Origin of the sequence: Euzebyella marina (genome assembly GCF_014855515.1) — a bacterium.
In the GTDB taxonomy this organism is placed as follows: domain Bacteria; phylum Bacteroidota; class Bacteroidia; order Flavobacteriales; family Flavobacteriaceae; genus Euzebyella; species Euzebyella marina.
This window is the reverse complement of sequence record NZ_JACYFK010000001.1, coordinates 1,185,144-1,208,031: the sequence shown is the minus strand read 5'-3', so window position 1 is coordinate 1,208,031 and position 22,888 is coordinate 1,185,144. Positions and strand designations below refer to the sequence as shown.

Here is a 22,888-nt window from a genome sequence, read left to right as displayed (position 1 = left end):
TAATTATATTTAATAATGATTGTGTCGCTATTGATTGGCCTTGTCGCCCTCTTACATCTATACTTTATGTGGTTCGAAATGTTCGCTTGGACCACAAAAGGAAGGAAGATATTTAAAAAGTTTCCGGCTGAGTTGTTCGAACCCACCAAACCATTGGCCGCCAATCAAGGTCTCTACAATGGATTTTTAGCCGCCGGCCTTATATGGACATTTTTTATCACAGACATCGATTGGAAATGGAATGTTGCCCTCTTTTTTCTTTCATGTGTAAGTATTGCTGGTATTTATGGCGCCTTAACCGCTGATAAAAAGATTTTCTTTGTTCAGGCCGCCCCTGCGTTAGTAGCCATTTTGCTTATTCTGTTCACGTAGTATTGAAAGTTAAAAAGCTCTTATCATTATCCGGTTTGCATGGATTGTCAAGAACAATGAAGTATATTTGATATATAACAATTTGTACTTAAAAAGTTAAATTATGATTTCTACTGCTCCTCAATTTGCTATTAATGATGTTTTAAAAGATTTAAATATCGAAAGCACCAACTTTGGCGTATCTACCGGTTCAGACTGTTTTGGATCGGGTGAAGAAATCATATCGAAAAGCCCTGTAGATGGGGCGATAATTGCCAAGGTAAGCACAGCTACTTCAGATGACTATGAAAAAACTGTAAGCACCTCTTTAAATGCCTTTAAAGAGTGGCGAAATACGCCAGCACCGCAACGTGGCGAAATTGTAAGGCAGTTTGGCAACAAACTAAGAGAATTAAAGCAACCACTGGGCAAGCTTGTTTCATACGAAATGGGTAAAAGTCTACAAGAAGGCTTAGGAGAAGTGCAAGAGATGATAGACATATGTGATTTTGCTGTAGGCTTATCACGTCAATTACACGGTCTTACCATGCATTCCGAGAGGCCGGGCCACCGTATGTACGAGCAGTACCATCCGTTGGGAGTGGTCGGTATTATATCGGCATTTAATTTCCCCGTAGCCGTATGGGCGTGGAATACGGCCCTAGCTTGGGTCTGTGGCGATGTCTGTATTTGGAAACCCTCGGAAAAAACGCCTCTATGTGCCATAGCCTGCCAAAAGATTGCTGCCGATGTGTTTAAGAAAAATGGTCTTCCCGAAGGCATCAGTTGTTTGATCAATGGTGACTATCGAGTGGGCGAAATGCTTACTACTGATACTAGAGTGCCTCTTATCTCCGCTACCGGGTCGATTAGAATGGGCAAAATTGTTGCACAGGCCGTAGGAGCTCGATTAGGAAAATCATTGCTTGAATTAGGTGGAAACAATGCGATTATAGTAACCCCTGATGCCGATATAAAAATGACCGTCATCGGTGCAGTCTTCGGTGCGGTGGGCACTGCAGGTCAGCGCTGTACTTCAACGCGAAGATTGATTATTCATGAATCAATTTATGACAAGGTTAAAAAAGCCCTGGTTGATGCCTATGCACAATTGCGTATTGGAAATCCCTTGGATGAAAATAACCATGTAGGTCCCCTAATAGATTCAGATGCAGTTGAAAGTTATCTAAGGGCCTTACAAAATGTGGTAAAGGAAGGTGGTAAAATTCTAGTTCATGGCGATGTACTATCAGGAGATGGTTATGAGAGCGGTTGCTACGTAAAACCGGCGATTGCAGAGGCAGAACCGGAGTTCAAAATCGTTCAAGAAGAAACTTTTGCCCCCGTTCTTTATCTTTTAAAATATAGTGGGGAAGTAGATAAGGCCATTGACATTCAGAATAACGTAGCCCAAGGTCTTTCTTCGGCAATTATGACTAATAATTTACGCGAGGCGGAAAGGTTTCTTTCGGCCGCCGGAAGCGATTGCGGTATTGCTAATGTTAATATTGGAACTTCAGGTGCAGAAATTGGTGGGGCATTTGGCGGAGAAAAAGAGACCGGAGGCGGAAGAGAGAGTGGTTCCGATGCTTGGAAGGTTTATATGAGAAGGCAAACCAATACCATTAATTACACTACTGAACTGCCTTTGGCGCAGGGTATCAAGTTTGACCTATAATGGAAAAACCCGTCAATTTTCTTCCTTGCCCTTCCCCCGAACAGACAAGAATCAATGTAACGGGCTTTTAAACTAAACTAACTCAAACAATATATTGTACCGTATCTATACAGAACAATTACTAGAACCTCATTTTCTCACTCTACATCACTAATCCGTTCAGCTTGGGGCACTTTCCAACTTCCCTTTAGCAGCTCTTGTAATCCCAAGACAACTACCATACAGACAAAAGTGACCCATTTTAAAATTTCGGATTTCATTTCACCAGGTTCATAAAGTGGGCTAAATATACTTAAGGTAGACAGGCAAGACCATCAATTTTGTATAAATGGTCATTAATTCTGTATCAATGTACTTTTAGATACATTAAGTGTCATTTTCTAATCACATTTAATCTTAACTACACGGTAAAATGAGCATTTTATCGCATGCAAATTCTATGTTCTAAAAAAATCGCAAAGGCTTAAGTAATAATTTGCCTACTTATTATTCCAATAAATCATTCAACATTAACACGCTTTTAGTTTTTTTTAATACATTGTATAGTACAACTATCAATTTCTAGACATGACTAAAACGACCATTCTTTCGTTAGATATAGTCATCACCTTTTGGGTAATAACCTATGGCTCTATCATTAATAGATTCAAGAGTAGCGTGCCATACCTAAAGAGAAAATCTCAAGTTTATAAAAAAATCAAAAATTCAATTTTTAGGCTTTCAATTCCTTACTTCCCACCATCTATTTGTTTACAATCGACCTGTCCATTAAATAAAGAACCTCAAATCAATTTAGCCGTATGAATTTCGAAAACATAAGTATTTGGTATTGGCTCATTTTTATTCTGTTCGGTATTTTATGTGCCTTCTTAGGTTATTGTCTTGGTAAGAGAAGTATAAAAGCGGTCAATAATGTTGCAGAGTTACAAATGTTTAAGGATAGAAATATCAAACTGCAAGCTGAATTAGATGCCTGTACCCAAAAAATTGCCAGCGCCCCGGCAATAGACGACACTACTTCTTTCGTAGATACCTCAGATGATATTCCTGAACTTCCTGTATTAATTCCTTTTAATGCCGATAACGCAAAAGCCGTGTTCGGCAAAACCATTCAAAATAACGACTTAAAGGTGATTGAGGGAATCGGACCTAAAATTGCAGGTCTTTTTCAGACTGCCGGTATCGCCACTTGGAAAGCACTTTCAGAAACATCAGTGGCCAGTTGCAAAGAAGTGCTGGCAACTGGAGGCGAGAGATACAGAATTCATGATCCTTCTTCTTGGCCCATGCAAGCTAAAATGTGTTATGAAGGTAAATGGGTAGAATTGGCCAAATGGCAAGATGAACATGACCATGGGCGACTATAAACAAAAAAGGGAGGCTTAAACTAAGCCTCCCTTTTTTGTTGTTATCATAGGTCTAAATCATTCCGTTAGCCTCGACCCATTTAAATTTGTATTGGTCTTCAGGAAACTTCATTCGCTCGGCGATACGCTCTAATCTAGCCGGTAATTTTATCAGATAATCCCTTGCCTTTTCTGCTTCATCATTCAAGCCACGCACACTTTCCAGTTCCCAGTAAGAATTAAGCTTTCTTAAAATATCAACGTAATCTTGTGCGGTATATACACCTAGGCGTTGGGCACAGTTAGAAAAGTTTTCAAACGCTTCACCGATAGCACCACCGGACTCCTTTAGAAAGTGGGCCGGCATGACTATTTTCTTCTTCATCATATCGGCAAAGGCCAACATCATACCTGATGGGTCTTCGCCAAAAATAGTCTTAACAAACTCCCTGTAAGCAAGGTGATGTCTCATCTCGTCACCGGCAATAATCGTACACATTTTACCTAAAAGAGCATTGCCCTTTTTTCGTGCCATTTGACCCACCCTTTTATGAGAAATATTGGTAGCCAATTCTTGAAAAGAAGTATATACAAAGTTTTTATAGGGATCTCTATCGGTACCGATATCAAAACCATCTGATATCAGGTGCTGAGTGGTAATCTCTATCTCGCGCATATTCACCCTGCCCGATAGATAAAGGTATTTATTCAATACATCACCATGGCGATTCTCTTCCGCCGTCCATGCCCTAACCCATTTGGCCCAACCTGTTCTCTTATTATCACCATGTTGGTCGATACCTTCAACATCCATCAACCAAGATTCGTAGGTCGGCAATGCCTCTTCGGTAATGGTGTCGGCCACCATAGTAACCCAGAAGTCATACCCGAGTTCTTTAGACTCTCCACGCAGTTCTCTTACTGCTTCCAAAAAATTGTCATTTTCCGAATCGGGCAAAAAATCACTTGGCTGCCAAATCTTATCCACGGGAAGAAGAAAAGATTCCATAAACCCTTCAACCTGTGGCTCGATAGCCTTCATTACCTCTAATCTTATATTCTTTTCGGGCATCTTTTCCTTTTTTACAAAGTTCGTTTAAAATAGTCAAATTACAGAATTAAGGAAGCTATTTTCAATTTCTTCCTTGCTCATTTGGATAAAGGTCTTGAACCGGCTCACTTTGCCAAACCTCTTTGGTGTCGACATCGAGCATCGATAAAGGCCCTCTAAAGGCTGCACCTGTATCGATATTCCAGACATTAGCGGCCCTTGTGGGTTTCGCAACACCCGTTTTTGTTATGGGCGTATGGCCAATAAAAATCTCCTTATAATTGGTAAGCCTTTTCGGGTACCTGACATCATCAGGTCTCAATTCCGGATTCAATGAACAAGCTAGCTCCCATAAAGTACGGTCCCAATAGAAAGTCTGCTCAAAATACTCGTAATCAATACCTTTTAAATTAGTGAACCCTGCATGCAAGAACAACCTGTTTTTCTTATCTAAATAGTAATTACGCAAATTTTCATAAAAGTTCAGGTGATCGGCAATAAGAGCGGGGTCGGCCGCATCATAAGAACTCAACGTGGCCCTGCCCCCATGTTGCAACCACAGGGGATTGTCTTTTTTATGCAACAGCCAATCTTGACAAAGAACATCATGGTTGCCACGTATAAATATACAATTATGGGTCTTTTTCAATTCGATAAGAAAAGAAACAGTTTCAACGGCAGTGCTCCAACCGTCTACATAGTCTCCTAAAAATATTAGCTGGTCTTTTTCTGTAACCGAAGCCCTTTTCAATAACTGCTTCAAACCCTTTAATCCCGAGTGAATATCGCCTATAACCAATGTTCTCATTTTGCAAAAGTCGCAATTATGGCGATGATGGCAAGAACAAACAGCACCAAAAAGAAAATTTTCCAAAAAGAGTAAGGTCTTGAGCCGCTTAGGGTTCCAGACTGACCATTGATAAAGAATTGAAAATCCTTTCCATCATATCGATATGAACTGATATACACGGGAAGCAAAACATGCTTGAACGTTTCGTCTGCCAACTTAATATTTGCGTGATGTATACGTTGGGTGTCACCGCCAATATCCCTTCGGATCCATGAATGGGCAATTTCCTTCGCCTTTTGAAAAGAGAGGTGATGCCCATCTTTTAAAGAAACGGTGTACTTCTCGGTTACGAAACCTGAAAGGTATTTAGAGTTAAAGGGCACTAGCGCTTTCATGTCCCAAAACGCAATTTTAGTTGGAATATCATTTCTTTTACTCTGAGAAGCATTAATGAGAATATCATCAACAAAACCATTAACGGAACCTGACGCATTAGACCATCTGGTTTTTCGTACCTGTTGGGTTCTGGTTCCGTTTTTTGTCCTTACACGTTTGGTTTCGTAATAATAGTCACCTCTTTGCCCTTGATATTCGGCAAATAGGTTCGCGTCGAATGTCCAAAAAGGTAAGTACAGGCCATGTAGGCCCTCTGGGTCGAGTGCTGCCCTTTTCAGCTTGTTGGGTGCAAACCATAATTGGTTGACCCACTTTTTGAAGATGGCCTTTGCCGATTTACTGTCAAGTTGAAAAGGAACGAGCGCTCCGGGCAAGATCCAACCCTCTTGCTCTTCGTCTTCCTTTATTAAAGGTTCTCCACAATACACACATTGCAGTGATTTGTAGTTCTCTTCTACATGTTGATTAGCCCCACAATTTTTGCAGTGAAGCAAGTTGATGGTATGCGAATAAGCATTTTCACCCACCACTTCGAGGTAATGTTTCAGCTCTAGCTCTTCAAAACTGCTCTTTGTTTGCTCAATAAATTCTTCATAACCGCAATATTCACATTTCAGCTGGTCAGATCCTGGCTTGAACTTTAGTTCGGCCCCACAATTCGCACATGCTTTTTTATGTTCAGACTTCTGAGAATCGTCTAATGTCAATGGGCTCGTGTTTAAGTAATTACTGATTTAGGCAGTTGGTAACGGTGGGGGAGTATTGCCGCCCAAAAACGATTTCAGTTCTTCGACATCTTTTAAAGGTTGCCAATTCTGCATTCCTTGTTTCCAGACCAATGAATCTTTGTTTATAGTTCTACTGGCGAACAACTCCCTTAACTTTTCAATCGATACCGGCCCGTTTTGTTGGCTGTTTACCACATAATAGTATAACACTTGGCCCGGAATTGGAGGAGGAACAGCACTCTGAGCACTTGGCGGTGGAGCTGTTTGGTTCGATGGAGCATTCATTAAATTACCCATCTGTTGTGCAAGCGCAAAGCCCATTCCCATACCCATGCCGGCGCCGGCAGTACCACCTTCATTTTTGGCCGCGGCCTCCATAGCTTTGGCAGCTTTGAATTGAGACAGTTTGACCATATCGAGTTTATCGAGCCTACTATATTCAAATATTTCTTTTTTCAGCTCTTCTGGCATTGAGACATTTTCAATGTAGAACTTTTCCAATTCAATACCCACTCTATCAAATTCGGGTTTCATTACCTCTTGACAGGTATCGGAAAGCTCGGTGGTATTGGCGGCATACAGCTCGATCGGCAAATTGGCCTCACCTACGGTGTCGGTGAATCGGGTTACAATTAGACTTTTCAAATGTTCATTGACCTCATAACTGGTAAAATTACCATCGGTACCCACCACATTGACAACGAACTTGCCGGGGTCGCTAATTCTAAACGAATATGTGCCATAAGCACGTATTTCGACTAACCCAAAGCGATTGTCACTAAGCATAAACGGACTTTTAGTTCCCCATTTCTCATCTGTAAACAATCTCGTATTTACAAAATAGACTTCCGCTTTGAATGGGCTATCAAAACCATATTTCCACCCTTTTAGAGTGGTCAGAATCGGCAAGTTTTTCGTGTTAAGAGTATAGGTGCCCGGCGTAAAAACATCGGCCAATTGGCCTTCGTTGACAAATACCGCCGTTTGTCCCTCTCTAACAATTAACTTGGCGTTATTTTTTATTTCATTTTGGTAGCGCTCAAATCGATGAACGATGGTGTCATTGGAAGAATCGAGCCACTCGATGATATCGATGAATTCATGGCTTAACTTCTTCTTTATCTCATTGAATATATCCATTTCTAGACCTGTTTTATTTTTTTAAAAAGGTAACGATTTACAACATGCGGTCAAAGAGACTTCACCAGAAGGCCTATCAAAAAGGAAAAATGTCTTATTTTTTGGTACAAACCTACATTTGTAATTACCTTAGAACATCAAACTTCTTTTATGAAAACCGTCTATTGCATTGGCGAACTGTTAATTGATTTTGTCGCGGAAAAGCAGGGCAGCGACCTCTCTAAAGCAGATGAATTCACCAAAAAACCCGGTGGTGCCCCAGCAAATGTTGCCTGTGCCATTGCGAAATTAGGTGGCGACAGCAGGTTTGTCGGGTGCGTAGGCTTTGACCCGTTCGGCACTTTTCTTCTTAATGTTCTTGAGAAAAGTCATGTAGATATTTCATTGGCCCAACGGTCAAAACATTTTACGACCTTAGCTTTTGTCTCATTGGCAGAAAACGGTGAGCGAGACTTTGTTTTCAGTCGCGGGGCGGATAAAAAGCTAAAGTATGATTCGGGAATAAAGAAAGGTTTCAATGGGCACATGGTTCATTTAGGCGCCGCCACTGCTTTGTTAGGTGGCGATTTGGAGGAAGCTTACGGACGCTACTTTTTTGACGCCCTTACCCAGGACGCCTTTATCAGCTTTGATCCAAATTTCAGGGGCGATCTCTGGAAGGAAGAAGAAGAGACCTTCATAAAAAAATGTACAACCTTCATCGAAAAATCGCACTTATGCAAATTTAGTCTGGAGGAAGCCCAATTGCTCTCTGGGGAAGACGATATTGAAAAAGCCTGCGATGTTTTACACAAGAAAGGAGCACAAATAATAACGGTAACCTTAGGCGGAAAAGGCACATTGGTCAGTACCGCCAACATCAAGACAATAGTACCAAGTATAACTGTAAACCCTGTTGACACCACTGGGGCTGGGGATGCGTTTATCGGCTGTCTTTTATACCAAATATCTTCACTCGCCCACCCTACCGCTATTTTGAAGGACGACGAACTATTGCTTAAGATGGTTAAAAAGGCAAATATTGCAGGGGCCATCACTACCACCAATTATGGTGCGATTCCCTCATTGCCCACATTGGAACAATTAAAAGAAAAATCAGAAGCTTAACTGTATTTTACTTTTCTTAATATTCTAAGAGACTCCTTTAAAGACTCATAAACCTGTCGGTCATGTTTTTTCAGAATAGGTCGCGCCTCTTCCATTCGTTCACGGGCTTCTTCAAATCCGTTCAAAAAACAAATCAAATAGGTGTCGGGCAATTGCTTTAAATCTTCGGTCTCGGGTTTGTTCAAGCTTATTTGACTCTCCAACTTTCTCAAAAGTGAATTGTTCGTGTTATAAATGTGATAAAGTGTCTTTTTATCATACTGCGGGGGGTCGAACAACAAATCACTTTTTATATGATAAGTGCCGTTATCATTGAAGGTGATGACCATTTTCTCCAAAGGGTAGTAACCTTGCTTCTGACCAAGGCCCAATTGAACATATTCAATGGTAGCAAAAGAATGGTCATCATAGTTAATGGTAATTTCATCTAAAGCCGAATAAAACAATTTTACTTGTTCGTTGATTAGTTCAATGTCAACCCTAGAAAAATAAGTCTGCCCCTTTACCTTTTTCTTATGGCCTGCCCAACAGACCACAAATTGCTCTTTAAAAACCTTGTAATCGCTTTCAAGGTCTTTGTGCCTAAAGTTGATGAAATCAATAACTCCATCTAAGGTAAGTTCAATATTATTTCTGGCATGCTGCTCTATAGTAGCTACGGCATGCGAATTAATATCTTTCAAGACCACATCGAAGGCTTTGGGCATGCTAATACTGCCTTCCCTAAAGAAAACCATCCCCCCGTAATACTTCCAGATATTTTTGCGGAGTGCACAGACCTTACCCGCCGATTTGATGGTCACTAGCCCCACTACCTTACCTTCGGGAAGGTGCGGAAAAGGTATATTTTCATAGGAAATCAAAGGAGGATTTTGCAGATAGGCATTTACCAAGTTCTGAATCTTGCTGTCATCGAAAAAATCGACCCCTACAATCTTGTTATCCTCATCTTCAACACCGATAACGATATACGAATTGTTGGTAGGGTTACTGTTCGCCAAGGCGCAAACATGTTTTAAAAACTTGGCCTTACCCTCTTTCTGACCTATGGCGATAAAACGCTTCTTATCGTAAAAACTATTCTCATCATTATGTGCTAGCAGGTTCTTTACCAGTAAACGTTTATTGATCATAGCACCAAAGGGTCTTTCATAGCCGATTTAGTCTTAGTCGACCTATCTAATACTGAAGATATGAATGAAGATACAGAAGCATCCTTCATTTACCGATTATTTATGATAATTTCAGAATACCTTAAAGTTTAAGCACTTATAATCAAATATCCATATAGCCTTACGATTCCGATTTATTAAAAATCGTTGCTGAAGCCTGAGCAGTAGGTGTTATAATCAAATCGGCAATATTTACATGAGCGGGCCTAGTAACTACGAACAATAAAGTCTCTGCTATATCTTCGGCAACCAAGGGGTCAAAACCATTGTATACCGCATCGGCGCGCTCATCATCACCTTTGAATCGCACATTACTGAATTCGGTTTCAACCGCTCCTGGGTTTACGGCACCCACTTTAATGCCGTGGGGATTAAGGTCCATTCGCATACCTGTGGTAATGGCATCGACCGCATGCTTACTGGCACAGTATACGTTTCCTTTTGGATACACCTCTTTACCCGCAGTCGAACCTATATTGATAATATGCCCCGATTTTAGCTCAACCATTTTAGGTATAATGGCTTTAGATACATATAACAACCCTTTCACGTTGATATCCAGCATGGCATCCCAATCTTCTTCATTACCATGCTCAATGGGATCGAGGCCATGGGCATTTCCGGCATTGTTGATCAGTACGTCGATTTGAGAAAATTCGGGGGGCAGCGAATTAATAGCCTCGAATACCGAATCTTTATCCCTCACATCAAAATTCAAGGTGTGAACATTTGTTTTTTTGCCTAATTCGGTCTGTAGAACATCTAGCCTTTCCTGCCTTCTTCCGCAGAGAATCAAATTAAAGCCTTTAACTGCAAAAAGAATAGCCGTTGCACGACCAATACCGCTTGTTGCACCGGTAATCAAAACTGTTTTATCTATCATTTCATTTGTTTTTTAGGGAACTTCATTTCCTTTCGCGGCCTCAAGTAAAACAAACCAATCTTGTAAATCCAAATCGATTTGTACCGCATCAATTGCTTTTGACAAGCGAGATTTTGTCGTTGTTCCGACCACTGGCCGAATGTTCGAAGGGTGCTTCATTACCCAAGCCAATAAAATTTGGTCTTCAGTTGCATCGTATTTCTCAATAAGTGGCGTCATGGCTTCTTTCAGCCTTCTTACCATTGGCGTTTCATCGTTGAAATAAACCCCGAGCGGGCTCCATGCCATGGCTAATCTATCATTTGCCGAACAATCGTCTAACGTGCCATCGTACATTACTTGACTTTGAGTAAGTGAAAATTCGACCTGGTTGGCCCTTACAGGAATTCTCTTTTCCAACTGGGCTATTTGAGAACTGTTGAAGTTAGAGACCCCGAACTCTTTGATTTTTCCGGCATCCTGTAAATACTGAATTGCTTCCGCTACTTCATCAATGTTCAAAAGAGGGCTGGGTCTGTGCAGTAACAATATATCTAAATACTCTGTCTTGAGGTTTTTCAATGATTGCTCTGCCGAGCTTATGATGTAATCTTTTGAATAATCGTAGTGCTTCACACGATTATTTCTAAAGCCTGGCATTTGAATGCCGCACTTGCTTATAAACTGAACTTCGCTCCTAGAAACCTTGCTTTCTTTAAAGGCCTCGCCGAACTGGGTTTCCGTTCCGTAATCGCCATAAATATCGGCATGATCAAAGGTGGTAATTCCGATTTGAAGGCAATGGTGAATCATTTCTACCATTTGTGCCGTTGAAAATTGCTTGCCCCAACTACCCCAAGTCATAGTTCCGGCAATGATATTTGATAAGAAAATGTTACTTTGCATAGGCGCGTTAAATTATAAATAAATACCTTAAAAACTTCACAAAAATAGGGGCTTACGCATTTTTTTAACCAATCGTTAACAGCTAAGCAATGAATAAATTTTCAATTTGCACTCTGTTCAAAAAACAACCGACCCCAAACCGAAATTATTAGCTTTATATGGAAGAAACTACTACTGTTGATATTAGCGCGGTAAATGAAAAAATTGCTCAAGAGAGTGCTTTTATCGACTTGTTGATATTGGAAATGAACAAGGTAATCGTTGGCCAAAAACATATGGTCGAAAGACTATTGATCGGTCTGCTCGGTCAGGGCCACATTTTGTTGGAAGGGGTTCCCGGTCTGGCAAAAACTTTGGCCATTAATACGCTGTCAAAGGCCGTAAAGGGAAGCTTTAGCCGAATTCAATTCACCCCCGATTTGCTACCTGCCGACGTTGTAGGTACGCTTATTTACAACATAAAAGAGAACGATTTCTCGATTAAAAAAGGTCCTATTTTTGCCAATTTCGTATTGGCAGATGAAATTAACCGGGCTCCGGCAAAAGTGCAATCGGCATTACTCGAGGCCATGCAAGAGAAGCAAGTGACCATTGGTGATGAAACCTTTATATTGGATAAACCCTTTTTGGTAATGGCAACGCAGAACCCAGTCGAGCAAGAAGGTACTTATCCTCTACCGGAGGCGCAGGTAGACCGTTTTATGCTAAAGACGGTAATCGACTACCCCAAAATGAACGAAGAGCAGTTGATCATGCGACAAAATCTTTTGGGGGCCTACGAAACCGTTAAACCGGTCGTTACACTAAACCAAATATTGAGTGCCCAACAGGCGGTGAAAGAGGTTTATATGGATGAGAAAATCGAGAAATACATTCTCGACCTCATCTTTGCCACGAGATATCCAGAAAAGTATAATCTTGAAAGCCTAAAGCCGTTAATAAGCTTTGGGGCTTCTCCAAGGGGTAGTATCAATTTGGGCAACGCTGCCAAGTGCTACGCCTTTATTAAACGTCGTGGGTATGTAGTGCCTGAAGATGTAAGGGCCGTAGTGCATGATGTACTTCGTCATAGAATCGGTATTACCTATGAGGCCGAGGCAGAAAATATTACTTCAGAAGAAATTATCAATAGGATCGTAAACGAGATTGAAGTTCCTTAAAATTTCGGTTTCCCAGATTGATTTGACAACTCAGAAACTTTGTAGGCCAAAAAAGACTGAGAATTGTAGGCCAAGCCTTTTATAGTAATATGAACACCAAAGAGTTACTTAAGAAAGTACGTAAGATCGAAATTAAGACACGCCGTCTTTCCGATCATATTTTTGGTGGGGAATACCACTCCACTTTCAAAGGTCGTGGTATGACCTTTAGCGAGGTTAGGCAATATCAATTTGGTGACGATGTTAGAAATATTGATTGGAACGTAACCGCTAGGTACAATGAGCCTTTTGTAAAGGTTTTTGAAGAGGAAAGGGAACTCACAATGATGCTCATGGTAGATGTTAGTGGTTCAGAATTGTTCGGAACCACCAACCAGTTCAAGAAAGAAATTATTACCGAAATATCGGCAACACTGGCGTTTTCAGCACTTCAGAACAATGATAAGGCCGGGTTGATTCTTTTTTCAGATGAAGTAGAACTTTTTATTCCCCCTAAAAAAGGAAAAAGTCATGTACTGAGGATTATCAGGGAGTTATTGGAGTTCAGGCCCAAAAGCAACCGCACAAATCTATCGGAGGCCTTGAAGTTTTTAAGCAGCGTGATGAAGAAAAAAGCAATAGTCTTTGTTCTTTCTGACTTTATTGCCGAAGACTATGAAAAGACCCTAAAAATATCTGGTAACAAACACGATTTAACGGGAATTAGGGTGTACGACCATCGAGAAGAGGAGATCCCTAATTTAGGAATGGTACAGATTCAAGATGCTGAAACGGGTAAATACCAATTGGTCAACACCCAATCAAAAAGTGTGAGAAGGGCCTACGGAAGCTATTACCGAGAACGTGTCGATTATTTTTCGGATACCTTCAAAAAATCTGGATGCGGAGTCATTAGTTGCCGAGTAGATGAAAGCTATGTAAAAAAATTATTGGGCTATTTTAAGCGCAGAGGTTAATGCAGAAAAGAGAGTTGAAATCAATACCCCGTATAAAGTCGTTGTCTTTGCAACGAACATTTTTTTTGCTGTGCTTATTGGTCATCGGCCTTAAGAGTTGGGCCCAGACCGAGCCAAAGGTATCTTCACAGGTCGACACGACCTCCATCAAAATAGGTGAACAGATCAATTTCACCGTAACGGTAGAAACCGATACTTTGGCGCAAGTTATCTTTCCCGATGGGCACACTTTTTCACCGCTTGAAACGGTAGAGGCTTTTGAAACCGATACGACCCGAAAGCAAGATCGTATGACCTTGCAGAAAATCTATGCCCTTACCCAATTCGATTCAGGTAATTACAAATTGCCTTCGCAACGTATTGAAATCAATGGTAAAGGCTACTTTACCGACTCTACCCAAATCAGTGTTGCCAATGTACCTGTAGACACCTTGGCCCAAAAAATGTACGATATCAAACCTCTCATGCAGGTAGATAAAAGCAATGTCGACCTCTTCAAATGGTTATTGATCATTTTAATTGTCGTTGCTGTAGTTGCAGGTCTTGTATATTGGTTCTTTTTAAGGAAAAAACCTTTGACCGAAGAAGAGAAAGAAGCCCTTCTACCCCCTTATGACAGGGCTTTGTTAGAACTGAAGAAGCTCGAAAATTCTAAATACATTATTCAAGACGAGTATAAAGAGTACTATTCTGAGCTCACCAACATCGTGCGTTCTTACCTTGAAGAAGATGTTCACGTTACGGCTTTGGAAAGCACGACCGATGAGTTGATCGTAAAACTTGAAATGTTGAGGGATGCAGGTGAGCTAAAACTCGACAATGACACATTATCGCAATTCAGACGAATATTGCAAACTGCCGATTTGGTCAAGTTCGCGAAATCAAAACCGGAATCGTCGGTTGCCGAAAATGACCGTAAGGCCATAGAGCAAATTGTGATAAAAACGCATGATGCACTTCCTGAACCGACGGAAGAAGAACTTCTTGAACAAGAAGAATACAAAGAAGAACTTGCTCGAAAAAAGCAAAAGAAAAAACTGGTCATCGCCGGTGTTTCTGTGATTGCGGCCATTTTCATTGCAGCGGCAGTTGCCATAGGTTATTACGGGTTCGTACCGGTAAAGGATACCTTGTTGGGCAATCCGACCAAGAAATTGTTAGAAGGCGAGTGGGTAGCAAGTACTTATGGCTATCCTCCTATCAGCCTAGAAACACCTGAAATTCTTAGACGTCAAGAGGCGGAGCTGACTCCGGACATGAAAGCCAATATTTCAGACCTTCAGATTTTCATGTACCGCAACGCCAAAAGTCTATTTACCGTAGGCACCTCTTCAACCGTTTTAACACAAGAAGTAGAGCCCGACTTTGAAAAATCGGTAGAGATGTTCATCAAAAATCTGGAAGATAAGGGAGCCAAGAACATCATTACAAAACAAGAAGAATTCACTACAATAAGTGGTGTGAAGGGTATAAAAGTATATGGAAGCGGAAAGTTTGCCGTACCGGAATCTGACGAACTTGTTCAAGGCAAATACAGTGTCATACTATTCGGTGGCAAGGGTTTTCAACAACAAGTGATTTTGACATGGCGCGATAATGACACGTACGCCGAAGAAATTGTAGAACGAATTTTAAAGACCTTAGAGGTCAAAACCGAAGTTTAGATGCTCGAAAATATATCATTTGCCAATCCTGAGTTTTTCTGGTTGCTTTTATTGCTTCCATTGGCAGTGCTGTGGTATTTTTACAAGCGCAAAGAGCAAGTAGCATCGCTGAAATTGCCCACTATCAAAGGTTTCTCAAAGAAAGGCATCTTACCTAGACTTAAACCCCTTTTATTTATCATGCGTCTTTTGGCACTTGCTGCCATAATTGTGGCCATGGCCCGCCCTCAGACCGAAGATATCTCTACGAGAACCAAAACCACCAAAGGAATAGATATTGTAATGGCAATCGACGTATCGTCGAGTATGCTGGCCCGTGACCTTAAGCCCAACCGTCTTTCGGCCCTAAAAGAGGTAGCTGCCAAGTTTATTAGGGAAAGGCCTAATGACCGAATCGGTTTGGTGGCCTATGCCGGTGAAGGGTACACGAAAACACCGATTACAAGCGACAAATCAATTGTACTAAGTTCATTAAGAGAAATTACTTATGGTCAATTGAATGACGGTACGGCCATTGGTATGGGCTTGGCCACTTCGGTCAACCGCCTAAAAGAGAGCAAGGCTTCAAGTAAGGTCATCATTCTATTGACCGATGGTGTCAACAACTCAGGTTTCATAGAGCCTCAGACCGCCGCAGATTTGGCTATTGAATTTGGCATTAAGGCGTATACGATAGGTCTGGGCACCAATGGTAATGCGCTTACGCCGATTGCGTATAATGCCGATGGTTCCTATAGATACGGAATGCGGCAAGTTGAAATTGACGAAGAATTACTAAAGGATATTGCCAAGGTTACCGGAGGTAAATATTTCCGTGCAACGGACAATGAAAAGCTTGAGGCTATTTACGAAGAGATAAACAAGCTTGAAAAAACCGAGATAGAAGAGTTCAAATATTATAAATACGAGGAAAAATTTAGGCCGTGGATATTTTTGGCAGGGGGTTTGCTTTTGCTAGAATGGCTGTTAAGAAATAGTATTTTCAGAAGCTTTATCTAAATCATTTGGGTGATTTAGGTTTCAAGCAAAATTTATAAAGATTTTTGACCATGATACAGTTCGACGAAGAAATATATTTCTACCTGCTGGGTGTTATACCAGTGGTCGTAGTACTGTTCGTATTACTGCAAGTCTGGAAAAATCGCACCCAACGAAAATTTGCCGACCTGCCTTTGCTCAAGCGCATTACTCCCAACAGGTCTAGGTATAAGTCTAGTTTGAAATTATTGTTGTTTTTATTAGGAATCACCTTTCTCACATTGGGTCTGGTAAATCCCAAGATTGGAACCAAACTTGAAACGGTCAAACGTGAAGGCGTCGATATCGTCTTTGCCGTAGATGTCTCTAAAAGTATGCTGGCCGAAGACATCGCGCCCAACAGGCTTGAAAAAGCGAAGCGCTTGGTTTCAGAAATCATCAATCAACTGGCTAGCGACCGAATCGGTATTATCGCTTATGCAGGTCAAGCATTTCCGCAGTTGCCTATAACCACCGATTATGGGGCGGCCAAGATGTTCTTACAGAGTATGAATACCGATATGCTTACTTCACAGGGTACAGCTATCAACGAAGCTATTGAATTAGCTACGACATATTACAATGACGCAGAACAGACCAACCGGGTGCTTTTCATCATTTCTGATGGGGAAGACCATTCTGAAGGTGCGGTTCAAGACGCAGTCGAAAATGCGGTCGATGAAGGTATTCGAATCTATACGATAGGCGTCGGTAAAACTAAAGGAGCCCCCATACCCATCAAAAGAAATGGTATTGTCGAAAGTCTAAAAAAAGACGCACAGGGTGAGGTAGTCATAACCCGACTTAACGAAGAGGTCTTGACTGACATTGCAGATGAAGGAAACGGTGAATATATAGATGGTACCAATACCGAAGATGCCGTTGAGCTGATAAAGGAACAGTTGTTGCAGATGGATAAAAAGGAATTTGAAGCCAAGCAATTTGCCGAGTTCAAAGACCAATTTCAATGGTTTTTGGCCATAGGGCTATTATTTCTATTTTTAGACATCTTCGTTCTCGATAAGAAAACCAAGTGGTTGAAAAAACTGAATTTGTTTAACGAAAAGATTGAGGAATAAATGAAAAATCTGTTTTTCATACTATTACTTCTGGTGGCCAATTTCATCGTTGCCCAAGATGATGAAGATGAGCAGCGTGCCCGTAATTTGCGTGACTCAAAGAATCTCACTTGGGACGGTAATAAAGAATTATCTGAAGATAATTTTATCGATGCCGAGGTTGATTACAGAAAGGCCATCGCAAAAAGTGATCAAAATGCGGCTGCGCCTTACAATCTTGGAACAGCTTATTATGACAAAGAAACCTACAGTGAGGCTTTTGGTCGATTTAAAGAGGCGGGAGAGGTTGCCACCACCAAAGCCGAAAAGCACCAAGCTTACCATAACATGGGCAACGTTTTTATGAAGCGTAAAGAGTATGAAAAAGCGGTCGAGGCCTATAAAGAAGCCCTCAGAAACAACCCAAAAGACGACGAAACACGCTATAACCTTGCTTTGGCCAAAGAGATGTTGAAGAAAGATCAAGAACAGAACAATCAGAATCAAGACAACAAAGACCAAGAAGACAAACAAGACCAAAAAGACAAGAACGAAAATAAAGAGGAAGGAGAAAACGAGGAGGACAACAAAGATCAAGATAAGCAAGATCAAGGCGACCAAGGTGATGAGGGCGACCAAGAAGATCAGCAAAAAGAAGAGAATAAAGAGGGTGAAGGAGACCAGAAAGAAGAACAGAAAAAGAAACCTGATCAAGGCGACCAGCAACAGCAAGAACAACCGCAGCAGCCTCGACCCAATCAGTTAAGCAAACAGCAGATCCAAAATCTGCTAGAAGCTATGCAAAACGAAGAGAAAAAGGTTCAGGAAAAAATAGACGCCCAAAAAGTGAAGGGTGTCAAGGTCAAAAATGAAAAGGATTGGTAATGCCAGTAATGTTGAAAAAAATATTGACCTATTTTTTAGCGGCGTTCGCTACTTTTTGGCTCAACGCACAAGATAAAGATGCCGTTACTTTCGAGATCAAACTCAGCAAAGAAAAATTAGGCATCAATGAGCGTCTTCGTGTAGATTTCACCATGAACAAAGATGGTGATAACTTCATGCCCCCAGATTTTGAAGGCTTTAGGGTATTGATGGGCCCATCTCAATCGATCAGTTCTTCTTGGATCAACGGGGTTCGCAGCTATTCAAAGACCTATTCGTACACTTTGGCACCTACCGCTAGGGGCCAATTTAACATTCAACAGGCCTCTATAGTCATTGACGGAAACACTTATAAATCACTTTCTAAAAAGGTAGAAGTAACGGCCGCCGTTGATAAGCCCAGTGATCAAATGACCGTCGATGACGTAGCCGACGAAAGCCTGCATCTCGTCGCAGAGGTTTCAAAAACAAGCCCCTATCTCAATGAGGCCTTGAGCGTTGTTTATAAGTTGTATGTGGCACCATCCATTAGCGTTTCTAATTACCAACCACTTGACAACCCGAAGTATAATAATTTTTGGAGCCAAGATATACCCGTTAGAAGACTATCGGCCGAAAACGGAACCTATAAGGGAAAACCCTACAGATATGTGGTATTGAAAAGAGTGGTACTCTATCCACAAAAATCAGGGCAACTTGAAATTGAGCCGTTATCCCTTGATGTAACAGTTGATGTACCTACTAACAAAAGAGATTTTTTTGGAGGTCGTATCTATTCCCAAACAAACAAAACCGTATCGGCCGGTAGAAGAACCATTAACGTAAAGGCCTTACCTGAAAAAGGCAAACCGGTTAATTTTAGCGGTGCTGTAGGGTCATATGGTTTTTCGGTCACGACAAGCAAAACTGCTTTGAATGCCTCAGAATCCTTACAGGCAAAAGTGGAGGTCAGCGGTAAGGGCAACCTTAAGCTTTTTCAACTTCCGGAACCTAATCTTCCCGGTTCGTTAGAAGTGTATGACCCCGAATTCAGTGAAGACGTTCGAACTACCTTATCAGGTTCTCAAGGCAAGGTGAGCAATAATTATACGATTGTTCCCACTTTTAAGGGCAAATATCCCATCCCCAGTATTTCATTTACTTATTTTGACCCTAATTCTGAGACATACAAGACTTTAAGTTCCGAAGAAATAGTAATCGATGTAAAAGAAGGCCCTGTAAATTCGGCATCTGCAAATGCCCCTAATTTGAATGGAGCGAAACAGGCAGTAACTACAGGCAACCAATTCAATTTTTTAAAACTTCAACCAAACCTTTCTCCTACGGCAACCAATGTGTTTTTTGGTTCGACCTGCTTTTATCTCTGGTTGTTTTTGCCCTTATTACTGATTCCGGTTGCAATTTTGATAGGTAAGAAAAGGGAAGCTATTGCTAGCGATGTAGCCGGAAATAAAATAAAACGTGCCAACAGATTAGCTAGAAAATATCTTTCGAAAGCCCGTAAGGAACTAGGGCATAAAGATGCCTTTTATGTAGCGTTGGAGAAGGCTCTGCACAATTACCTCAAAGCTAAGCTCAAAATTGAGACCTCTGAGTTCAGTAAAGACAAGATTGCACATTTGCTCAAGGAAAAAAATGTGGATGATGTGACCATTCATGGATTTATTGCGCTTTTGAAAAATTGCGAAATGGCCAGGTATAGCCCCTTTTCTGAGGTACAGATGCAACAAGATTATGATAAGGCCAGCGAAGTCATATCGCAGCTTGACAAACAACTTTAAACAAACCGTACAACGATAAATTACAGCAAAGTACAATGAAAAAATTACTGTCGGTCGTAATCTTTCTTTTCGGTTTAGTAGCCTTTGGGCAAAATGAAACCTTGTTCAATCAGGCCACTGAGGCCTATAACGAAGGAGCCTATCAAAAAGCGGTCGATAATTATCTGGAAATTCTCGATAATGGCCAGCATTCGGCGGAGCTCTATTACAATCTCGGAAATTCATATTACAAACTAAATCAAATAGCCCCTAGTATTTATTACTACGAAAAGGCGTTGTTGCTTCGACCCAATGACGAAGAAATAAAGAACAACTTGGCTTACGCCAATAACATGACCCTTGACGCCATTGAAACCTTACCCGAAACCGGACTTTCCAACATTTATAAAAATATAGTAGGTCAGCTAAGTTTTGACCAATGGGCCTATTTGGCAGTGGCATTCCTTATACTTTTTGTTTTTCTTTATATCGCCTTTTATTATTTTAGGTATTCATCACGAAAGCGAATTTCGTTCGTGATAAGTATCGTCGCTTTATTTCTTTCCGTTGTTGCTTTGGTATTTGCTATCTTGCAGTATAATAAGTTCAAAGATGACATGCCTGCAATTGTTTTCGCCGATGAATCAAGTGTGAAAGCAGAGCCCAATGCCCGAAGTCAAGAAGCTTTTGCACTTCATGAAGGCACCAAGGTAAATGTCTTGGAAGAACTCAATGACTGGAAAAAGATAAAAATTGCCGACGGCTCGATAGGTTGGATCCCCGCAGAAGACATCAAAGAGCTTAAGGATTTTTAAAACTTCCTTAACAAACTATAGTGGCTTATGCCGTTATATTTGTATATAACGTCGACCATGAAAAGCATCGTTCGAACTACACTTTTGGTTTTATGGCTATTTGCGATTGGCGCACCTAGCCTAATAACGTTATGCGATGTTGACAACCCTATAGTGGTCACCAATCTCAATGAAGAAGAGCATCAAGAAACGGGCAAAAAATCTCAAGCTGAGGAAAAGTTCGTAAATGACCATGATTTCGACTATTCCCTTATCAAGCACTCAAAAGAATCTGAGATAAGCGATTTTCATCTTTTGGGAACATTCGATCACATTCTTGAAATAGTACCTCCCCCACCGGAACAGTCTTGTTAGTCATTTACGACCTTCCATTTTTTACTTTACGATTGACTAACCAGTCCTTTCCTCTTTTTGGTTAAGGGCCAAAAAATTATCTCTATGTTTAAACATATCAAGAGCGACCTTCCTGCAAGTATCGTCGTTTTCTTCGTTGCTTTGCCCCTTTGTTTGGGTATCGCATTGGCCAGTGGGGCCCCATTATTTTCTGGATTAATTGCCGGTATAGTCGGCGGTATCGTTGTTGGTGCCATGAGTGGTTCCAATATCGGTGTTAGTGGCCCTGCGGCCGGTTTGGCAGCTATTGTACTGGTAGCTATTACCGCCTTGGGCGGATACCAAAATTTCTTGGTAGCCGTCGTCATCGGTGGTATTATTCAAATTTTGTTCGGTGTACTCAAAGCCGGAGTTATAGGATACTATTTTCCTTCTTCGGTTATTAAGGGCATGCTCACAGGTATCGGTATCATCATTGTATTAAAACAAATTCCGCACTTTTTCGGTTACGACCCCGACCCTGAAGGCGATTGGGCCTTCTTTCAGGTAGATGGTGAAAATACTTTTTCAGAAATACTCAACACAGTCAACAATATAAGCCCGGGAGCGACCTTGATTGCCATTATTGGCCTGGCGATACTTATTTTATGGAATAACGTTCTAAGTAAAAAGGGCAAAATATTTCAATTGGTTCAAGGTCCTGTAGTTGCAGTGGCCGTTGGTATCATTTTCTATGTATTGACCAAAGACCATGAAACCTTGGGCATATCAAAAGAACATTTGGTAAGCGTTCCGGTTCCTGATGATATCGATTCATTTTTAGGGCAGTTCAGCTTTCCTAACTTTAGTGCCGTAAGCAATCCTCAAGTTTGGATTACCGCTTTCACCATCGCCTTGGTAGCTAGCTTAGAGACTTTACTATGCGTTGAGGCGACCGATAAATTGGACCCTCATAAGAACGTGACCCCAACCAACAGAGAGCTATTGGCGCAGGGAACAGGAAATATTGTTTCAGGTTTGATCGGAGGTTTACCAATAACCCAGGTAATCGTTAGAAGTTCGGCCAACATTCAATCTGGTGGTAGAACTAAGCTTTCGGCCATTATACATGGTTTCTTTTTATTGATTTCAATCATACTTATTCCGAACCTACTTAACATGATTCCTTTATCGGTATTGGCCGCTATTCTGTTTATTGTAGGTTATAAATTGGCTAAACCGGCGCTTTTCAAAGTGATGTACAATTTAGGCTGGAAGCAATTCGTACCATTTATTGTTACCATTCTAGGTATAGTCTTTATCGACCTTTTATGGGGTATTGGGCTAGGTCTTGCCGTAGGTATCGTGGTCATATTAATCAAAAGCTACCAAAACTCTCATTTTCTTCATATCGAAGAGAATGGCGACGGTAAAGATTATGTGAAAATGACCCTGGCCGAAGAAGTTACTTTCTTCAATAAAGGAGCTATTTTAAATGAATTGGATAAATTGCCAAGAAATACCTTCTTGGAAGTCGACGTAATGAAAACGAGGTATCTTGACAACGATATCATAGAGATTCTTGAAGACTTTATCATTAAAGCGCGGGAAAGGCAAATTGATATAAAATTGGTGTCAAAAAGAGGTATTGTAGAAAACCCCGAAAGTTTTGTAGAATTCTTCAAGAATAGACCCAAATCAGATTTGAGCCTTAGCTGATTTTAGTTACAGGCG

General features: G+C 41.0%; 22 protein-coding genes. 14 read left to right on the top strand and 8 right to left on the bottom strand.

What is annotated here, in order from left to right:
* Positions 1-15: 15 nt before the first annotated feature.
* Entirely contained in the window at positions 16-372 is a 357-nt protein-coding gene (locus tag IL356_RS04820) for a DUF1304 domain-containing protein (protein WP_121846945.1), read from the top strand.
* 103 nt (positions 373-475) lie between these two features.
* Positions 476-2,029, top strand: a complete 1,554-nt coding sequence (gene amaB, locus IL356_RS04815) for an L-piperidine-6-carboxylate dehydrogenase (RefSeq protein WP_121846946.1) — start codon at positions 476-478, stop codon at positions 2,027-2,029.
* A 137-nt stretch (positions 2,030-2,166) separates the two neighbouring features.
* On the opposite strand, the gene IL356_RS20245 is transcribed toward amaB, so the two are convergent.
* Complete coding sequence (locus IL356_RS20245) at positions 2,167-2,289, bottom strand: hypothetical protein (RefSeq protein WP_262688613.1); 123 nt, start codon at positions 2,287-2,289, stop codon at positions 2,167-2,169.
* 540 nt (positions 2,290-2,829) lie between these two features.
* Between IL356_RS20245 and IL356_RS04810 the strand changes: the two genes are divergently transcribed.
* Entirely contained in the window at positions 2,830-3,396 is a 567-nt protein-coding gene (locus IL356_RS04810) for a hypothetical protein (RefSeq protein ID WP_121846948.1), read from the top strand.
* Positions 3,397-3,448: 52 nt separating this feature from the next.
* Here IL356_RS04810 and IL356_RS04805 read toward each other — a convergent pair whose 3' ends face one another.
* From IL356_RS04805 to IL356_RS04790, 4 genes are all read right to left on the bottom strand, one after another.
* Entirely contained in the window at positions 3,449-4,447 is a 999-nt protein-coding gene (locus tag IL356_RS04805) for an acyl-ACP desaturase (RefSeq protein ID WP_121846949.1), read from the bottom strand.
* A gap of 61 nt (positions 4,448-4,508) precedes the next feature.
* Positions 4,509-5,234, bottom strand: a complete 726-nt coding sequence (locus IL356_RS04800) for a metallophosphoesterase family protein (RefSeq protein ID WP_121846950.1) — start codon at positions 5,232-5,234, stop codon at positions 4,509-4,511.
* Complete coding sequence (locus tag IL356_RS04795; RefSeq protein ID WP_121846951.1) at positions 5,231-6,319, bottom strand: DNA helicase PriA; 1,089 nt, start codon at positions 6,317-6,319, stop codon at positions 5,231-5,233. Before IL356_RS04795 ends, IL356_RS04800 begins: the two co-directional genes overlap by 4 nt.
* Before the next feature lie 27 nt (positions 6,320-6,346).
* A complete protein-coding gene (locus IL356_RS04790; protein WP_121846952.1) occupies positions 6,347-7,480 on the bottom strand; it encodes an SPFH domain-containing protein in 1,134 nt (377 codons plus the stop codon).
* 150 nt (positions 7,481-7,630) lie between these two features.
* Between IL356_RS04790 and IL356_RS04785 the strand changes: the two genes are divergently transcribed.
* The gene (locus tag IL356_RS04785; RefSeq protein ID WP_121846953.1) at positions 7,631-8,587 is read left to right on the top strand and encodes a carbohydrate kinase family protein; all 957 of its coding nucleotides are present in this window, start codon (positions 7,631-7,633) and stop codon (positions 8,585-8,587) included.
* Here IL356_RS04785 and IL356_RS04780 read toward each other — a convergent pair.
* The 3 genes from IL356_RS04780 to IL356_RS04770 all read right to left on the bottom strand — a co-directional run bounded on the left by IL356_RS04780 (position 8,584) and on the right by IL356_RS04770 (position 11,527).
* On the bottom strand, positions 8,584-9,720 hold the full coding sequence (locus IL356_RS04780; protein WP_121846954.1) for an ATP-binding protein: 1,137 nt from the start codon (positions 9,718-9,720) through the stop codon (positions 8,584-8,586). The genes IL356_RS04785 and IL356_RS04780 overlap by 4 nt on opposite strands.
* A 160-nt stretch (positions 9,721-9,880) precedes the next feature.
* Positions 9,881-10,642 carry an SDR family NAD(P)-dependent oxidoreductase gene (locus IL356_RS04775; RefSeq protein WP_121846955.1) on the bottom strand — a complete coding sequence of 254 codons (762 nt, stop codon included), beginning with the start codon at positions 10,640-10,642 and terminating at the stop codon, positions 9,881-9,883.
* Positions 10,643-10,654: 12 nt separating this feature from the next.
* The gene (locus IL356_RS04770; RefSeq protein ID WP_121846956.1) at positions 10,655-11,527 is read right to left on the bottom strand and encodes an aldo/keto reductase; all 873 of its coding nucleotides are present in this window, start codon (positions 11,525-11,527) and stop codon (positions 10,655-10,657) included.
* A 158-nt stretch (positions 11,528-11,685) separates the two neighbouring features.
* On the opposite strand from IL356_RS04770, the gene IL356_RS04765 reads away from it, so the two are divergent.
* From IL356_RS04765 to IL356_RS04720, 10 genes are all read left to right on the top strand, one after another.
* Positions 11,686-12,687 carry an AAA family ATPase gene (locus IL356_RS04765; RefSeq protein ID WP_121846957.1) on the top strand — a complete coding sequence of 334 codons (1,002 nt, stop codon included), beginning with the start codon at positions 11,686-11,688 and terminating at the stop codon, positions 12,685-12,687.
* Between the two features lie 89 nt (positions 12,688-12,776).
* Positions 12,777-13,643, top strand: a complete 867-nt coding sequence (locus tag IL356_RS04760; RefSeq protein ID WP_121846958.1) for a DUF58 domain-containing protein — start codon at positions 12,777-12,779, stop codon at positions 13,641-13,643.
* On the top strand, positions 13,643-15,307 hold the full coding sequence (locus IL356_RS04755; RefSeq protein ID WP_225621386.1) for a BatD family protein: 1,665 nt from the start codon (positions 13,643-13,645) through the stop codon (positions 15,305-15,307). The genes IL356_RS04760 and IL356_RS04755 overlap by 1 nt, the downstream gene beginning before the upstream one ends.
* Complete coding sequence (locus IL356_RS04750) at positions 15,308-16,306, top strand: vWA domain-containing protein (RefSeq protein WP_121846959.1); 999 nt, start codon at positions 15,308-15,310, stop codon at positions 16,304-16,306. It begins immediately after the preceding gene.
* 50 nt (positions 16,307-16,356) lie between these two features.
* Positions 16,357-17,403 (top strand): VWA domain-containing protein, encoded by a 1,047-nt coding sequence (locus IL356_RS04745; RefSeq protein WP_121846960.1) that lies wholly within the window; start codon positions 16,357-16,359, stop codon positions 17,401-17,403.
* On the top strand, positions 17,404-18,267 hold the full coding sequence (locus IL356_RS04740; protein WP_121846961.1) for a tetratricopeptide repeat protein: 864 nt from the start codon (positions 17,404-17,406) through the stop codon (positions 18,265-18,267).
* Complete coding sequence (locus tag IL356_RS04735) at positions 18,267-20,048, top strand: BatD family protein (RefSeq protein ID WP_121846962.1); 1,782 nt, start codon at positions 18,267-18,269, stop codon at positions 20,046-20,048. The genes IL356_RS04740 and IL356_RS04735 overlap by 1 nt, the downstream gene beginning before the upstream one ends.
* Positions 20,049-20,083: 35 nt before the next feature.
* On the top strand, positions 20,084-20,842 hold the full coding sequence (locus IL356_RS04730; RefSeq protein ID WP_121846963.1) for a tetratricopeptide repeat protein: 759 nt from the start codon (positions 20,084-20,086) through the stop codon (positions 20,840-20,842).
* Between the two features lie 57 nt (positions 20,843-20,899).
* On the top strand, positions 20,900-21,196 hold the full coding sequence (locus tag IL356_RS04725; RefSeq protein ID WP_121846964.1) for a hypothetical protein: 297 nt from the start codon (positions 20,900-20,902) through the stop codon (positions 21,194-21,196).
* A gap of 84 nt (positions 21,197-21,280) precedes the next feature.
* Entirely contained in the window at positions 21,281-22,873 is a 1,593-nt protein-coding gene (locus tag IL356_RS04720) for a SulP family inorganic anion transporter (RefSeq protein ID WP_121846965.1), read from the top strand.
* Positions 22,874-22,888 lie beyond the last annotated feature (15 nt).

Bases quoted from the DNA above. Each gene is read 5' to 3' on its own strand.
- IL356_RS04805 (WP_121846949.1), bottom strand. From the start codon at position 4,447: ATGCCCGAAAAGAATATAAGATTAGAGGTAATGAAGGCTATCGAGCCA.
- IL356_RS04790 (WP_121846952.1), bottom strand. From the start codon at position 7,480: ATGGATATATTCAATGAGATAAAGAAGAAGTTAAGCCATGAATTCATC.
- IL356_RS04765 (WP_121846957.1), top strand. From the start codon at position 11,686: ATGGAAGAAACTACTACTGTTGATATTAGCGCGGTAAATGAAAAAATT.
- IL356_RS04745 (WP_121846960.1), top strand. From the start codon at position 16,357: ATGATACAGTTCGACGAAGAAATATATTTCTACCTGCTGGGTGTTATA.
- IL356_RS04740 (WP_121846961.1), top strand. From the start codon at position 17,404: ATGAAAAATCTGTTTTTCATACTATTACTTCTGGTGGCCAATTTCATC.
- IL356_RS04800 (WP_121846950.1), bottom strand. From the start codon at position 5,234: ATGAGAACATTGGTTATAGGCGATATTCACTCGGGATTAAAGGGTTTG.
- IL356_RS04810 (WP_121846948.1), top strand. From the start codon at position 2,830: ATGAATTTCGAAAACATAAGTATTTGGTATTGGCTCATTTTTATTCTG.
- IL356_RS04735 (WP_121846962.1), top strand. From the start codon at position 18,267: ATGCCAGTAATGTTGAAAAAAATATTGACCTATTTTTTAGCGGCGTTC.
- IL356_RS04785 (WP_121846953.1), top strand. From the start codon at position 7,631: ATGAAAACCGTCTATTGCATTGGCGAACTGTTAATTGATTTTGTCGCG.
- IL356_RS04755 (WP_225621386.1), top strand. From the start codon at position 13,643: ATGCAGAAAAGAGAGTTGAAATCAATACCCCGTATAAAGTCGTTGTCT.
- IL356_RS04820 (WP_121846945.1), top strand. From the start codon at position 16: ATGATTGTGTCGCTATTGATTGGCCTTGTCGCCCTCTTACATCTATAC.
- IL356_RS04720 (WP_121846965.1), top strand. From the start codon at position 21,281: ATGTTTAAACATATCAAGAGCGACCTTCCTGCAAGTATCGTCGTTTTC.
- IL356_RS04760 (WP_121846958.1), top strand. From the start codon at position 12,777: ATGAACACCAAAGAGTTACTTAAGAAAGTACGTAAGATCGAAATTAAG.
- IL356_RS04725 (WP_121846964.1), top strand. From the start codon at position 20,900: ATGAAAAGCATCGTTCGAACTACACTTTTGGTTTTATGGCTATTTGCG.
- IL356_RS04750 (WP_121846959.1), top strand. From the start codon at position 15,308: ATGCTCGAAAATATATCATTTGCCAATCCTGAGTTTTTCTGGTTGCTT.
- IL356_RS04730 (WP_121846963.1), top strand. From the start codon at position 20,084: ATGAAAAAATTACTGTCGGTCGTAATCTTTCTTTTCGGTTTAGTAGCC.
- IL356_RS04780 (WP_121846954.1), bottom strand. From the start codon at position 9,720: ATGATCAATAAACGTTTACTGGTAAAGAACCTGCTAGCACATAATGAT.
- IL356_RS20245 (WP_262688613.1), bottom strand. From the start codon at position 2,289: ATGAAATCCGAAATTTTAAAATGGGTCACTTTTGTCTGTATGGTAGTT.
- IL356_RS04775 (WP_121846955.1), bottom strand. From the start codon at position 10,642: ATGATAGATAAAACAGTTTTGATTACCGGTGCAACAAGCGGTATTGGT.
- IL356_RS04770 (WP_121846956.1), bottom strand. From the start codon at position 11,527: ATGCAAAGTAACATTTTCTTATCAAATATCATTGCCGGAACTATGACT.
- amaB (WP_121846946.1), top strand. From the start codon at position 476: ATGATTTCTACTGCTCCTCAATTTGCTATTAATGATGTTTTAAAAGAT.